This is a genomic window from Terriglobus sp. (assembly GCF_965201105.1).
Taxonomy (GTDB): Bacteria; Acidobacteriota; Terriglobia; order Terriglobales; family Acidobacteriaceae; genus Terriglobus.
Genome location: NZ_OZ241741.1, coordinates 2385403 through 2398207, shown reverse-complemented (window position 1 = coordinate 2398207; position 12805 = coordinate 2385403). Strand labels below are relative to the sequence as shown.

General features: G+C 61.9%; 15 protein-coding genes. 2 read left to right on the top strand and 13 right to left on the bottom strand.

The window, feature by feature from the left end; all coding sequences use genetic code 11:
• Positions 1-36: 36 nt before the first annotated feature.
• The 3 genes from ACOFKT_RS10440 to ACOFKT_RS10430 are packed head-to-tail and all read right to left on the bottom strand — an operon-like array spanning position 37 to position 2575.
• Positions 37-561, bottom strand: coding sequence for a peptidylprolyl isomerase (locus tag ACOFKT_RS10440; protein WP_419803935.1), 525 nt, complete (start codon positions 559-561; stop codon positions 37-39).
• Positions 562-596: 35 nt separating this feature from the next.
• The gene (locus ACOFKT_RS10435; protein WP_419803934.1) at positions 597-1397 is read right to left on the bottom strand and encodes a peptidylprolyl isomerase; all 801 of its coding nucleotides are present in this window, start codon (positions 1395-1397) and stop codon (positions 597-599) included.
• A gap of 41 nt (positions 1398-1438) precedes the next feature.
• On the bottom strand, positions 1439-2575 hold the full coding sequence (locus ACOFKT_RS10430) for a dipeptidase (RefSeq protein WP_419803933.1): 1137 nt from the start codon (positions 2573-2575) through the stop codon (positions 1439-1441).
• A gap of 81 nt (positions 2576-2656) precedes the next feature.
• Between ACOFKT_RS10430 and ACOFKT_RS10425 the strand changes: the two genes are divergently transcribed.
• Both ACOFKT_RS10425 and ACOFKT_RS10420 read left to right on the top strand, forming a co-directional pair.
• Positions 2657-3232 (top strand): STM3941 family protein, encoded by a 576-nt coding sequence (locus tag ACOFKT_RS10425; RefSeq protein ID WP_419803932.1) that lies wholly within the window; start codon positions 2657-2659, stop codon positions 3230-3232.
• A gap of 81 nt (positions 3233-3313) precedes the next feature.
• On the top strand, positions 3314-3532 hold the full coding sequence (locus ACOFKT_RS10420; protein WP_419803931.1) for a hypothetical protein: 219 nt from the start codon (positions 3314-3316) through the stop codon (positions 3530-3532).
• A gap of 89 nt (positions 3533-3621) precedes the next feature.
• On the opposite strand, the gene ACOFKT_RS10415 is transcribed toward ACOFKT_RS10420, so the two are convergent.
• The 10 genes from ACOFKT_RS10415 to ACOFKT_RS10370 form a co-directional block, all read right to left on the bottom strand.
• Positions 3622-4053, bottom strand: a complete 432-nt coding sequence (locus ACOFKT_RS10415; protein WP_419803930.1) for a GlcG/HbpS family heme-binding protein — start codon at positions 4051-4053, stop codon at positions 3622-3624.
• 47 nt (positions 4054-4100) lie between these two features.
• Positions 4101-4862 carry a succinate dehydrogenase iron-sulfur subunit gene (gene sdhB / locus ACOFKT_RS10410; protein WP_419807147.1) on the bottom strand — a complete coding sequence of 254 codons (762 nt, stop codon included), beginning with the start codon at positions 4860-4862 and terminating at the stop codon, positions 4101-4103.
• Positions 4863-5120: 258 nt separating this feature from the next.
• Positions 5121-5621 (bottom strand): SRPBCC family protein, encoded by a 501-nt coding sequence (locus ACOFKT_RS10405; protein WP_419803929.1) that lies wholly within the window; start codon positions 5619-5621, stop codon positions 5121-5123.
• Positions 5622-5724: 103 nt separating this feature from the next.
• Entirely contained in the window at positions 5725-5913 is a 189-nt protein-coding gene (locus ACOFKT_RS10400) for a hypothetical protein (protein ID WP_419803928.1), read from the bottom strand.
• 323 nt (positions 5914-6236) lie between these two features.
• On the bottom strand, positions 6237-8018 hold the full coding sequence (sdhA, locus tag ACOFKT_RS10395) for a succinate dehydrogenase flavoprotein subunit (protein ID WP_419803927.1): 1782 nt from the start codon (positions 8016-8018) through the stop codon (positions 6237-6239).
• Between the two features lie 12 nt (positions 8019-8030).
• Positions 8031-8324 (bottom strand): hypothetical protein, encoded by a 294-nt coding sequence (locus ACOFKT_RS10390; protein WP_419803926.1) that lies wholly within the window; start codon positions 8322-8324, stop codon positions 8031-8033.
• An 81-nt stretch (positions 8325-8405) separates the two neighbouring features.
• Positions 8406-9260: a succinate dehydrogenase cytochrome b558 subunit gene (locus ACOFKT_RS10385; RefSeq protein ID WP_419803925.1), complete on the bottom strand. Its 855-nt coding sequence runs from the start codon at positions 9258-9260 to the stop codon at positions 8406-8408.
• 147 nt (positions 9261-9407) lie between these two features.
• A complete protein-coding gene (locus ACOFKT_RS10380; RefSeq protein ID WP_419803924.1) occupies positions 9408-10037 on the bottom strand; it encodes a non-canonical purine NTP pyrophosphatase in 630 nt (209 codons plus the stop codon).
• A complete protein-coding gene (locus ACOFKT_RS10375; RefSeq protein ID WP_419803923.1) occupies positions 10034-11614 on the bottom strand; it encodes a hypothetical protein in 1581 nt (526 codons plus the stop codon). Before ACOFKT_RS10375 ends, ACOFKT_RS10380 begins: the two co-directional genes overlap by 4 nt.
• 51 nt (positions 11615-11665) lie before the next feature.
• Complete coding sequence (locus tag ACOFKT_RS10370) at positions 11666-12622, bottom strand: carbohydrate kinase family protein (RefSeq protein ID WP_419803922.1); 957 nt, start codon at positions 12620-12622, stop codon at positions 11666-11668.
• Positions 12623-12805 lie beyond the last annotated feature (183 nt).

Below are 12805 nucleotides of genomic sequence, written 5' to 3'. Positions count from 1 at the left end.
TCGTAGGCCGGCTCTCCTCGCAAACGTTTCGCGATCTTACTGCACTTTTTCGATGACCACTGAGTCCAACGTGACCGGCTTCTTTGGGCGGTCCATGCCGTCGCGCGACAACTTGCTGATCTTCTCCACAACGTCGTAGCCCTCAACGACCTCGCCAAAGATGGTGTGCTTCCCGGTCAGCCAAGTGGTCGGCGCGACCGTGATGAAGAACTGCGATCCGTTGGTGTTGGGGCCGGAGTTCGCCATGGCCAGCTTGCCCGGCTCGTTGAAACCGTGGCGCGAGCCGCGCGTCTCATCCGCAAACTTGTAACCGGGGCCACCCATGCCGGTGCCCTCGGGGTCGCCACCCTGGATCATGAAATCAGGGATCACGCGGTGGAAGATCGTGCCGTCGTACAGCTTGTCGCCCTTCTTGGACCGGCTCTCCCACTGCTTCGAGCCTTCGGCAAGGCTGATGAAGTTGTTCACCGTTTCAGGCGCGTCCTGGTCGAACAAGCGGCACACAATCGTGCCCTCACTGGTGTTGAAAACGGCGTAGCTGCCGGGTGTGCGTTCTGCCATAATCGTGCTTCTCCTTACGTGCTTCTGGTTCGATGCTAGTTGGTGGGGGCGACAGGCGTCCCAATCTTCTCAGAGCCGGGGAACTTGGGCTCGGGTGGCAGCGGCTGACCCTCTGGCACAATGGTCACGCTTCGAACGATCACGGGGTCCAGCGGCTTGTCACTCGCATCTTTCTCCACCCGCGCGATGGTGCGGACCACCATGACTGAATGCGCGTCGCACTGGCCGAAGATCGTGTGCTTTCCGTTCAGCTCGGGCACGGGCGCTTCAGTAATGAAGAACTGTGAGCCGCCGGTGCCGGGACCGGCGTTCGCCATCGCGAGGCGGCCCTCGCGGTCGAAACGCAGACCGGGCGCGAACTCGTCGGGAATGTAGTAGCCGGGGTCGCCGCGGCCCGTCCCCGCGCGATCGCCGCCCTGAATCATGAAGTTCGCAATCACGCGGTGAAACGTGGTGCCATCGTAGTAACGCGTGTGCGTCATCTTCTGGCCCGAGGTGGGGTCAGTGTAGTCCTTGGTCCCGTTCGCCAGGCCGATGAAGTTGGCTACGGTGAGCGGTGCCTGCTTCTGAAAGAACTGGCAGGTGAGCCGGCCCATGCTGGTGTCGATCACTGCAGTCGTACCGTTCGGCTCAGGCGGCACCACGATGCCCTCCGTTGTAGAAGGCGTATCCGGCAGGTCATCTGTGGGCTTTGGCGAAGCCTGCTGGTTGGTCTGCTCCGGAGGAAGCACCGGGGTTGCGGCCGGCGGTGTTGGAGGCTTCTGTGGAGTCTCGGTCTGCGCTGCGGCCGCTAACGGCAGCAGCACTGTGGCGAGCAATGCAAGGTGCAACTTCATACCAATACCAAGAATACGCTTCTGACCGGGTCGCCGTACCGTTACGCGTGCGCATGGTCGAGCACGCGAAGAATGTTCTCGCCCAGCATGCCGCGAAGCTCGTGTGGTTTCCAGCCCCGCTCCAGCAACCCGGCGGTGATCTTCGGCAGGTCCGCGGCGGAATCCATGCCGGCCGGCGCTGCAGGAATGCCGTCAAAATCTGACCCGATGCCGACGTGCTCGGTCCCGCAGACACGCAGGACGTGTTCGAAATGGTCGACAAGCGATGAGAGCGGCGGCCGCGGCGCTCTGTCCAGAAAGGTATGCGCGAGCTCAAGTTCGGCCCGGTACGGCATACGTTGGCCGCGGGCATGCCAGGTTGCGCACATCTGTTCCTCCGCGGCAATGCGCTCGTCGTGCAGCGCGTTCCACTGCAGACGGTGTGTCTCATCGATGAACGCGGCGTTGAAGTTGACCATCACAACGCCGTCCTGAGCCGCGATGGCTCGAAGCATTTCGTCGGTCAGATTGCGATAGCTGTCCGTGAGCGCGCGTGTGGAGGAGTGGGACGCGATAACCGGCGCCCGGCTTGCTTCCAATGCCTGCCAGAACGCTGCGTCCGACACGTGCGACACGTCCACCAGCATGCCGAGCCGGTTCATCTCCGCCAGCACCTCCTGGCCAAAAGCGGACAGGCCGTTGTGGCGCGGCACGTCTCCGCTTGAATCGCACCAGTCGTTGGTGTTGGACCAGGTCAGGGTCATGTACCGAACCCCACGCGCAAAGAAATCGCGCAGCAGGTCAAGATCGTTTGCGATGGAGTGGCCGCCTTCGATGCCGAGCAGCGCCGCGAACCTGCCGTCCTGCCGTGCTCTGCGGACCTCCGCCGCTGAGGTGCAGCGTGCGAGAGCCTGAGGATGTTGCGCCACCTGTGCGTCGACCGCATCGAGTAGCGCATAGGTGCGCTCCACAAAATGCCCGGCCCACTGTGCCGGCTCGGCCCACAGCGCGAGGAACTCACCATGCAGCCCGCCTGCCTGCGCCGTCGCTGCTGACAATTGGCCGCCGCGTAGGTCGGCTGAAAGCCAGTCGAACGCTTCATCCGCGAACCGTTGCGGTGTGTCCGCGTGCCCGTCCACCACAATGCTTTCCGCGTGCAGCGCGCCAGCTCGCGCGAGGAAATCCGTCATCTTCGTCATGGTATCGCCGACCTCGCAGGTGGTGCGCAAACTTCAAGCGAGTTGCTGATCTTCCGCCCCGATCGGGCATCTGAAGTGCCCATGCAAACGTTGGAGTTTCGGCCTGGCCGCGCACGTGTCATGTTTGGGATGGCTGCGCTCGTGTTTACCTTGCTCGTTTTTGCGGTGATTGGACTGGCTTGCCTGAAGGCTGATCCGGCACCGAGCTATGCCGGCTTTGCTCTTTCGCTCGCGATCTTCGCCTTCTTTCTGTGGGGTCTGCTGCGCGTCATCCGCAGGCTGCGCGATCCAAAAGCCCAACTTATCCTGGACGATGAGGGCGTCACGGACCGCACCATGCCGACGCCAAAATTTCTTTGGCAATCGATTCTTGCCGCCCAAGTCATTCAGACCAGGCGCTTCGGCGTGCCTATGATGACGCTGGTGCGCCTGGACGTGACCGATGAGCAGGAACGCCTGGACCGGCTCTCGTCCAAAGACCGTCGCCTGGTCGCAATGAATCGCAGCATGGGTTATGGCACGTTCTTCGTCAACCTGACGAGTCTGCCAATACGTGGTGAAGATTTCTTTCGCCTGATGAACGAACGTCGCGCGCAACAGAGCCTGCCGGCCCTGATTGATGGAATACGGACCGTACCGGTCGAGCTGACCCGGTAAAACACAATCTATGCTGCGAAACTCTCTTTGGCGGTAAACCCCGCCGCTGACAGGTGGCGTCTATCTTTGCGAGGTGATGGTATGAGCAGCAGCATGACAGGAAACGGCCAGGCAGGTGAGGGTGAGGGCGTCGCGAAAGACAAGGTGAATACCGCGGACACGCCGGCACGCCCGGGCGTCAACACGCTGGAAACGCCGGAGGGCGGAGCTCAGACGCACATTGACCGTGTTGCGGAGGATTCCGCAAAGCGCGGAATGAACCGCCAGGCCCATAACGACGGCGACATCTTCACGAAGTAAGCAGGCTGTTCTGACGCAGGCAGGTATTTTTGAACAAAGACAAGGCCCCGGCGCGCGGGGCCTTGTCTGTTGCGCGGAGTGCTTGCGGGCTAGCCTTCCAGTGCCTTCGCCGCGGCTTCCGCGACGGCCTGATCTTGCTTGCCTGTTCCGCCGCTGACGCCCACGGCGCCGATCACCTTGCCGTCCCGCTTCAGCGGCACGCCACCGGCGAAGATCATGACCTTGCCGTCGTTGGAAGCGTGAATGCCGAAGAACTGGTCGCCGCTCTGCGAGTTCTTGCCCAGGTCGCCAGTCTCGATATCGAACGCGCGCGAAGTCCAGGCCTTTTTCTGCGCGATGTCGATGGAGCCAAGCCAGGCATTCTCCATGCGCTCAAAGGCGAGCAGGTTCCCACCTGCATCCACCACCGCAATGTTCATGGGCTGGTTCTGGTTGCCGGCTTCCTTTTGTCCCGCCGTGATAATAGCGCGTGCTTCGGTCAGAGTGACGGTCGTTACCGAGTTCGTAGCTGTCGTGCTCATGTTCTCTCCTGTGTGACTAGGGTACGGCTTCGTTTCACCCGCTTCGGCTAGCGGACAAAGAAATCCTTCACCTGTTGTACGATCACATCGCGGCTCACGTCGCTAATGGCCTCGGTGAGCGGCAGCTGCTTGGGGCAGGCCTGCACGCAGTTCTGCGCATAGCCGCATTCCTGCACGCCGCCGTCGCCGGCCAGCGCGCGTAGGCGCTCTTCCTTTAGCTGCTTGCCCGCGGGGTCCAGGTTGAACAGCTTCACCTGCGCGATGGTCGCCGCACCCACAAATCCGGTCTGCTCGTTGAACTGCGGGCAAACCTCCATGCAGATGGTGCAGCTGATGCAGTTCGAGAGCGGGTAGCGCTCTTCCTGCACCTGCGGAAACTGCTTCGGACCGGGACCCAGGTCATAGGAGCCGTCTGCGGGAACCCAGGCCTTCACGGCTTTCAGGTTCTCAAAGAGCACGCTGCGGTCCACAGCGAGATCGCGTACCACGGGGAATTTCGACAGCGGCGCCAGCGTGATCACGCCATCCTTCGCCTCCGCCATCAGCTTGTCCACCAGGGCCGAACACGCCATGCGCGCCTTGCCATTGATCAGCATGGCGCACGAGCCGCAGATTTCTTCCAAACAATTCGCGTCGTAGCTAATCGGCGTGGAAGCCCTGCCGTCCGCGGTGGTGGGCTCCATCGCGATCTCGCCAAGCAGGCTGGTGATGTTCATGCCCTTGCGGTACGGGATTTCGAAGCGCTCTGTGCGTGCCGGGGCGTCCGGATTATTCTGGCGCTTGATGTCGACCTTAATCGTGTCTGCCATCTTCTTTGCTCCTCGCAGCGTTGCCACCATCTGCTTGATCTCGTCCATGGCGCCCGGCTCGGGATCGGCACCGTGCACATTCACCATGGGGTCTAACTGTCTCGCGCGGTCGCGCATCGGGCGCAGGTCGCTTTCCAGCGTGCGGTCGTCCAGAAACGCGTTCCACTCACGCGCGTCTGCTCCGTTGCTTTGGACGAAGCGCTCCAGCACTCCGGCTACACGTTCGCGTTCTCGCTGTTGTGCCATCTCAAGCCTCGTTCAGGGTTCGCTGGTATACCGCAAGGAATCGAGCCAAAGCTCGTGCGCCTTGTGCATCAGGTGGCTTCCCTTGACGGGGTCCCTCAGGTCACCCGGTCCGATGCCGGTTTCTTCCGTGATCACGCGACATGCGCTCGCCTCCGGTTTGAAATGCCAGGTGTGGTAATGCCCATGCCGCGTCTCCGTCTCGTCAGAGCCGAACGGAATCCAGCTGATCCGCTCATCTGGAACGAATTCGACAACGCGTGACTGAATCGGGCTGTTGAAAATGCGAAGGCGCAACAGCGTGCCCTGCCGCATCGCTCCAGGTGTTTCGTTCTGTACGTCCTTCACAATCACCAGCCAGTTCGGCCAGTCCGTTGCGTCGGTAAGCCTGCTGAACGCGCGATGGCAATCCGTGTGGATCAGCAGTTCGTTATGGCTGAATACGGGAGCGACATCGGGCGAAAATGCAGCGGGCCAGTGAATCGCGTTATCGCGATGCGTCCGATCGGTCTGCATCTCGGCACTGTTTGCTGTTTGTGCGTGCAGTTGTACACATGCGCACGAAAGAGCGAACACGCACAGTAGCAAACATCTTCCCGCTGCTCTGTTCCTCGGCGACTTAATCATCGTTCCTCGTCTGCTGTTCGCGTGCTTCCACATTCCCCGACGACGTTGTGACCGGATGCTCGCCTCGCTCCCGAACTGCCTGCCGCCGCCCGTCGATCCAGGCGCCTAACAGAACGAACGCCCCGTAGGCGACGACAATCGTCACCGTAATCGCGATCCCGAAAATGGTGAGCTTGTTCATCAACGTTGCACTTCAGCGTATAGGTTCCTCAATCACGCGTCCCCACTTGTCGACTTCGGTGCGCATGTGGGACAAGTGCTGCCGTCCCACAGAAACTGCCGCATGTTCTTCGGCTTCCGGACTCTCGGCTGCGGTGTTCCGCAACACGGGCAGGTGATCTGGTTTACGTTAACGCCGGCACGACTCTTTCGAATCGTTCCGAGTACCACCCAAAGTGTTCCTGCTATACCAAGCAGGAACACTGTTACGAGCAGGATCAGCGTTAGCGTGAGCGCCATCCTCTAAACCTCTCAGCCGCATCGCGCTCACCGACCGGGCTGCGTCTACGCCGCGTCATACCTGCGCGGACGCGGCTTAATCCATTGTGTATCCACCTCTTCATAGCCGATGATCGGGGCGTCCGCGTTCCGGTCATAGCTGGCCATCGTCGTCTTTAGGAACTGCTCGTCATTGCGCTCGGTAAAGTCCGGCTTGTAATGCGCTCCGCGGCTTTCGTCACGCTTCTCTGCACCCTGTACCATCACGCGGGCAAGCTGCAGCATGTTGTACAGCTGCCGCGCGAAGGCGAAGCTCGTGTTGGCCCAGGCTGACTTGTCGCTCAGGTTTATGTTGCGGTAGCGGTGCAGCAGCTCGACAATCTTTGCGTCTGCCTCGCGCAGGCCGGCGTTGTAGCGAATGATCGTGGCGTGCCGCGTCATGGTTTCACCCAGCTCGCGCCAGATCTTGAACGGGTTCTCCGTGCCGGTATTGTGCAGAAGGATGTTGTTGTACTCGGTCTGACGGATCTTCTCGGCCGCGTGGCCGCCGTCGCCGGGTGCGGACTGCAGCGATTTCGCGTATGTCATCGCGTTCGGACCGGCGGTGAAGCCGCCGTAAATGCAGCTCAGCAGGGAATTGGCGCCGAGGCGGTTCGCTCCGTGGATGGAGTAGTCGGCCTCACCCGCCGCGAAAACACCCGGGATATTCGTCATCTGGTCGATGTCCACCCACATGCCACCCATGGTGTAGTGCACGCCGGGAAAAATCTTCATCGGCACTTCGTGCGGGTCGTCACCGACGAACTTCTCGTAGATCTCGAGAATGCCTTCAATCTTGCGCTCCAGCGTCGCGCGATCGATATGTGACACATCGAGGTAGACCATTGCCTGGCCGTCAATGCCAAGGTCGTGCTCAAAGACGACCTTGTGAATGGCGCGCGTCGCAATGTCGCGTGGCACCAGGTTGCCGTACTTGGGGTACCACTCCTCAAGGAAGTACCAGCGGTCCGCCTCGGGGATCGTCTTCGCCGGGCGTGGATCGCCCTTCTTGCGTGGTACCCAGACGCGGCCGCCCTCGCCGCGTGCCGACTCGGACATGAGGCGCAGCTTGTCCTCACCGGGGATCGCCGTCGGATGCACCTGGATGAACTCGCCGTTGGAGTAAAACGCGCCCTGCTGGTACAGCGCGGATTGCGCGCTGCCGGTGCAGACGACGGAGTTTGTCGATTTGCCAAAAATCGCGCCGTTGCCGCCGGTGCAGATGATGATCGCGTCCGCAGGAAAGGTGACGACTTCCATGGAACGCAGGTTCATCGCGCAAATGCCGCGGCAGATGCCGTTGCTGTCCAGCACGGCCGAGAGAAACTCCCACCCCTCGTACTTTTTCACTTTGCCTTCGGACTCGTAGCGTCGCACCTGCTCGTCCAGCGCGTACAGCAACTGCTGCCCGGTGGTCGCGCCCGCGAATGCGGTCCGGTGGTACAGCGTTCCGCCGAAACGGCGAAAGTCGAGCAGACCTTCGGACGTGCGGTTGAACGGAACGCCGTAGCGGTCGAGCAGATCGATGATCGCCGGCCCCATGGCGGTCATGTTCTTGACCGGTGTCTGGTTGGCCAGGAAGTCGCCGCCGAAGACGGTATCGTCGAAGTGCTTGGAGACGTCGTCGCCCTCGCCCTTCAGGTTCTTGGCGGCGTTGATGCCGCCCTGCGCGCACACTGAATGCGAGCGCTTCACCGGGACAATGGAAAACAGGTCGACGTTGCCGCCGGCTTCGGCGATCTTGATGACGGCGGAGAGGCCGGCAAGGCCACCTCCGACGACGATGATTCTGGGTGTTGCTGCGGCCATTTGGAAAATTTCCTAAGAGGGATGATTGGCGTTGTATGAATTCGAAGCGGTCGTTATTACCAACCCTGCAACAATCAGCCCAGCACCGATCCCGATCAGCTTGCCAGCAATATGCCCCGGGTACTCTTCGCGAAACGCTTTCCGAAGCTGGCTCGATGTTGGTGGAAGCAACGGAAAACCTTTGATCTGCGCATCGGGGGAACGGCCGGCGTTTACGACCTTCCGCATGGTGAAGAAGCCATACAGAATGAGCGCCGCTCCCACCATTGCAATCAGAACGCCGAAGACACCGATCAAGCTCGCCATATCACTCCCTGTTGCCTAGTTGCTTGTCCATGCGAATCATGGAGGTATAAAAACCGTACCGCCTGAACGACCCCGGTAGCTTTACTGCCGGACGGGTGAAGCGCTTGGTTGGATGGGTTGGCCGGTGCTGTCGTATTCCAAAGGTGCGCCTTGCTCCGGATATTGGCTGGCGGCGGGCTGCGTTGGTGCGGGCAGGACGACGCCCTTTGGCTGCGCGGGCATCACATCCACCGGTGAGTAAGGCCGTGCATAGGCGACCCAGAAGATCGACACGATACCCATGGCGCACAGCGCGGTCCCGACCGCACCGCACACATATCCGAACTTCTTGCGCGCGCGGTCGCCCGGCGTGATGCCCCACTTTGCGGCAAAAAGCCAGATGCCGTAGGCAAAATGCCAGCACGTCGCGATCATCGCGATCACGTAGATGGCCAGCATCCACGGATTCAGCAATTCGTACTGCACCTTGGCGTAGGCCAGGCCGGGGTGCTCCGGAAGGCTGACGCCCGCGAAGCGTTGCCGCCATACGTGCTGAATGATGTACGCCAGCGCAATAATCCCCGTGACACGCTGCGCGATGTAGGCCCAGTTGCCCGCCCACGGATACACGTTCACGTTGCTGCGCCCGCGAAAGGTGATGAACACACCGTAGAGCGAGTGGTACAGCAGCGGAATGAAGATCAGCGTCCATTCCAGCACCCGCACCAGCGGCAAGCCGTTCAGGAATTTGACCTGCTGCGCATAGGCGAGCGGGCCGTTCACCACCTCAAAGTTCGAGATGATGTGCTCAATCAGGAAAGCTCCGATGGGCACGATGCCGGTCAGCGAATGCAGTTTGCGCCACAGAAACGAGTGGCCCTGCCCCGCGCGCAGGGGCTGTACACCGCGCTTGCGGGTGGAGTTGTCGGGTGGTGCAAAGCCTGCGACGGCGCCCATGCGTTTCCTTTGCTGAAACCGAATGAAGTGTTTCGAAGCGCAAAGGCGTCTCCGAAAAAGCATATTGAGTATGGAATTACGCGAAAAGCATCGTCAACGCCGCGGGTCGCCGGGGTGCGCTTATCGATACGGTCGTGCGGTGTGCGGCTAGCGGACGTCTTCCAGCCCGGCCAGAAGCGCCCGCAGCGCGCGCCCACGGTGCGAAAGCCGCAGCCGGTCTTCCGGCGAGGCCTGTGCCATGGTGCATCCTAGTTCCGGAACAAAGAAGAGCGGGTCGTAACCGAAGCCGCCCGCGCCCTCCGGATCGGTCAGGATCTCGCCCTCAAGCGATCCGTCCGCCGTGGCAAATACGACTCCGTCTCGCGCCAGCGCCAAAACGCAACGGTACCGCGCGCGCCGGTTCACCTGCTCCAGCATCGCCAGCAGCAACGCGTCGTTGTTGGCGGCATCGATCTCGCCAGTCTCAACACTGCGGCCCAGGTCTGCGGCAAAGCGTGCCGACCGAACTCCCGGCCTGCCCTCCAGTGTATCCACCTCCAGACCGGAATCATCGGCGAGCACCAACAGTCCGGGAGCCGCCCGCGCGTAGTACTCGGCTTTCAGGCGCGCGTTACCTTCAAAGGTCTCCTGGTCTTCCGCCGGAGCCGCCAAGGCGGAAAGGCCCGGCAAGGTAGCAAGCTGCACCGGACCGCCCGACGCGTCGGCTTGCAGCCCCTCTGCTGCGAACGCAAAGTCGCGAAGCTTGCCGGTGTTCGTGGTTGCTACATGCAGGATCATGGCTGCGCCTCCAAACGCCACACCGCAACGTAGTCGGGCGCGGTCCAGACCATTTGCGTTCGCGGTAGCGGAATCGTGCCGGCAAACCGGCCTGACAGGCGCGCGTACACCTCCGCGCCACTTACCACGGCTGTGCCGTCGGGTTGTGCCGCACATCGAAAGCGCGTGGCTGAAAGAAAGATCGCATTGCAGAAGTCCTGCTTGCCCGCCGCGGTCAGAGGCTGCGGCGGTCCCACGAAACCATCCACGCGGTAGCGGCGGTCAAGCGCGGCAATGCCCAGGGTCCCAAGCTCCTGCTGAAAGCGCAGGTTCCCCATCAACCCGTCCAGCGGAATGATGTGCGCCGTGGAGTAGTACGCGATGCGGCCCGGCTTGTCGAAGGCAAGCAGCGTGGTCAGGTGCGCGCCCTCCACAACGTTGGCCTGGAAGCCGGGATCGCGCGAGGCCGGTTCATCGTGGCCGCGCACGTGCAGATTGCGCGCGGCAAGCGCCAGCAGAACCGCGCAGCAGGCCGCCAGCACTGGCCATTCGAAACGCGCCTTCTCACGCATCACGGCCGACACTGCACGCGCGAACACGAGTGACGCGAGCAGCGTCCACGTGGTGTAGTACCAGCTCCAGCGTGTTTCGCTGCTCATCACCAGCACGATGTAGAACGCGTGCAGGCCCACACCGATGGCGAGCGGCAATTCGATACACCACAGGAACAGGTCCCGCCGAACGCGCCAGAGCACCGGCAGGCAGATCGCCACGATCAGCAGGTCAAACAGAGCAATGTGGGGCAGGTTTGTGCCCAGCCGATGCGCATGATCGCTGTGTGCCTTCAGCACTCCGCTGATCGGTTGCCACGTCCCGAAGAAATGGCGGTTCGTCCACAGATAGAAAGCCCACAGCGCCACGACGATCGGCGTGCCAGCCAGCAGCATCTGGAGCGATTTCCGATCGTCCCTGCGCTGAAGCAGGAACACCATCGAAACCGTGAGCGCCGCAACGACGAAGATGTTGTCGAGCCGGCTCAACACCGTCAGCGCGATACCGAGCGCATAGCCCAAGGCGAGCACCGGTGTGGGTCGCCGCGCGAACAGGAAAGCCGCGAAGAGCGTCAACGTCAGGCATGCCGCACTCAGCGCGCCTTCCGTGCCAAGCTGCGACGTGAACAGGAACGGCAGCAGCATCAGCCATGCGACCGCCGGGAACGCAACACCCGCGCGGCGCAGCAACCCTGTGATTCCGCAGAGCGTGACCAGGTTCAATCCGGTAATCACACCGCCGATTGCATGGACTGCTGCGACTTTGTCCTGCACCACGCGATACACCGCCGCGCAGGCCAGCATCCACAACGGGTGATAGCCATTGGTGGGCATCAGGCCGTTGAACGTGCTTCCGCGCCCATGCGCGAAGTTCCATGCGACTTGGAAGTAGAAGTAACTGTCGTCCGCAAAGAAGTTGTCAGGCCATCGCACCAGGACATAGGCAAAGCACACAGAGCACAGCAGCAGTGCCGTAAGCAGTATGCCCAGGTGGATCCCGCGTCGCGGCGTCCCCTCAATGTGTGTTGCTGTAGACAGGTAGGGCACCGGGTGCGAGGTATCGCTCAGCGGGAGTGTATCGTGCGCGTGCCGGCCAGGTTACGCGAAGACGGTGTGCTTGGGGGCGGGGTAAGCCGCGGGGTAACGGTCGCCGTCCTGCATGAGCGACTCAATGGTGGCAACGCTCTGAATGCCGCCACGCGCCCCGGCGGCCGTGCAGTTCAGCGCGGCTGCGGCGCAGGCAAAGTCCAGCTGCCGGTCCAGCGGCCAGCCCTGCATCAGGCCATGAATGAAGCCGGCATGAAACAGGTCACCAGCGCCAGTGGTGTCGACGACGGGAACCAGGTATGCCGGCCGGTAGTGGAAGCGGCCGCCGTCCCATGCGAGCACACCGTCGTGACCCAGCGTCGCCGCGGTCAGCTTCGACCCATACTCCAACTGCATGCGCTGTAGCGCCTTTTCCAGAGACCGTTCGCCGGTAAGGCGGCGCGGAAAATCGCGGCTGACGATCAGGTGATCGATGAGCGGCAGCAGGTCGTGTACGCCCGCATAGATCTCGTCCAGGTCGGCAATGACCGGAATGCCGGCCTCGCGCGCCCAGGTTGCCGCACAGGTTGCGGCGGCGGTATCGAAGCCATCCACGTGCAGGGCACGCGCGGTTTGAATCCATTCCGGCTTCAGGTCGGCGGCGAGCAGGGTTGTGCGCTCATCGCGTTTCAGCAGCACGGTGCGTTCGCCGCTGCCGTCGACCAGGATGATGGATTGCGCGCTGGTCGTGTTTGCGGCGATAAGGATCTGCGCCTCGACTCCGGCGGCTCTGAAAGCGTCATGGTGCATCTGCGCGGCGTGGTCATCCCCAAGCTTCCCAACGTAACGCGTGCGCATGCCCCAGGCCTGGCATGCGACCACGGCAGTCGCAGTCTGTCCGCCGGGCAGCACCTGCAGGTCGTCGAATTCGATCTTGGCGCCGATTGCGGGAAACGCGGCCAGCGAGATGACGGTGTCGGTCGCATTCAGACCAACGCCCACCAGGTCGACCTCTGCCGTTCCCGCCACATCCCCATGGTACGCGGAAGCAGAAAAGTAACGACAGCGGTGACGTAACCGAGCGTTAGCGGTAACGTAAGCCCTCCTGCGTAAGTCATTTTGCCGCAAGGATTTGCGTTCCGCCCGCAACCAATCTACGGTGGCCCTTAAAGGCATGCGGCGCAACCCCGCCGGCGTGCTGAAAAGGAGTGA

Excerpts from the sequence above, each read along its gene's own strand:
- ACOFKT_RS10440 (WP_419803935.1), bottom strand. The coding sequence starts at position 561 with ATGGCAGAACGCACACCCGGCAGCTACGCCGTTTTCAACACCAGTGAG.
- ACOFKT_RS10435 (WP_419803934.1), bottom strand. The coding sequence starts at position 1,397 with ATGAAGTTGCACCTTGCATTGCTCGCCACAGTGCTGCTGCCGTTAGCG.
- ACOFKT_RS10430 (WP_419803933.1), bottom strand. The coding sequence starts at position 2,575 with ATGACGAAGATGACGGATTTCCTCGCGCGAGCTGGCGCGCTGCACGCG.
- ACOFKT_RS10425 (WP_419803932.1), top strand. The coding sequence starts at position 2,657 with ATGCAAACGTTGGAGTTTCGGCCTGGCCGCGCACGTGTCATGTTTGGG.
- ACOFKT_RS10420 (WP_419803931.1), top strand. The coding sequence starts at position 3,314 with ATGAGCAGCAGCATGACAGGAAACGGCCAGGCAGGTGAGGGTGAGGGC.
- ACOFKT_RS10415 (WP_419803930.1), bottom strand. The coding sequence starts at position 4,053 with ATGAGCACGACAGCTACGAACTCGGTAACGACCGTCACTCTGACCGAA.
- sdhB (WP_419807147.1), bottom strand. The coding sequence starts at position 4,862 with ATGGCAGACACGATTAAGGTCGACATCAAGCGCCAGAATAATCCGGAC.
- ACOFKT_RS10405 (WP_419803929.1), bottom strand. The coding sequence starts at position 5,621 with ATGCAGACCGATCGGACGCATCGCGATAACGCGATTCACTGGCCCGCT.
- ACOFKT_RS10400 (WP_419803928.1), bottom strand. The coding sequence starts at position 5,913 with ATGAACAAGCTCACCATTTTCGGGATCGCGATTACGGTGACGATTGTC.
- sdhA (WP_419803927.1), bottom strand. The coding sequence starts at position 8,018 with ATGGCCGCAGCAACACCCAGAATCATCGTCGTCGGAGGTGGCCTTGCC.
- ACOFKT_RS10390 (WP_419803926.1), bottom strand. The coding sequence starts at position 8,324 with ATGGCGAGCTTGATCGGTGTCTTCGGCGTTCTGATTGCAATGGTGGGA.
- ACOFKT_RS10385 (WP_419803925.1), bottom strand. The coding sequence starts at position 9,260 with ATGGGCGCCGTCGCAGGCTTTGCACCACCCGACAACTCCACCCGCAAG.
- ACOFKT_RS10380 (WP_419803924.1), bottom strand. The coding sequence starts at position 10,037 with ATGATCCTGCATGTAGCAACCACGAACACCGGCAAGCTTCGCGACTTT.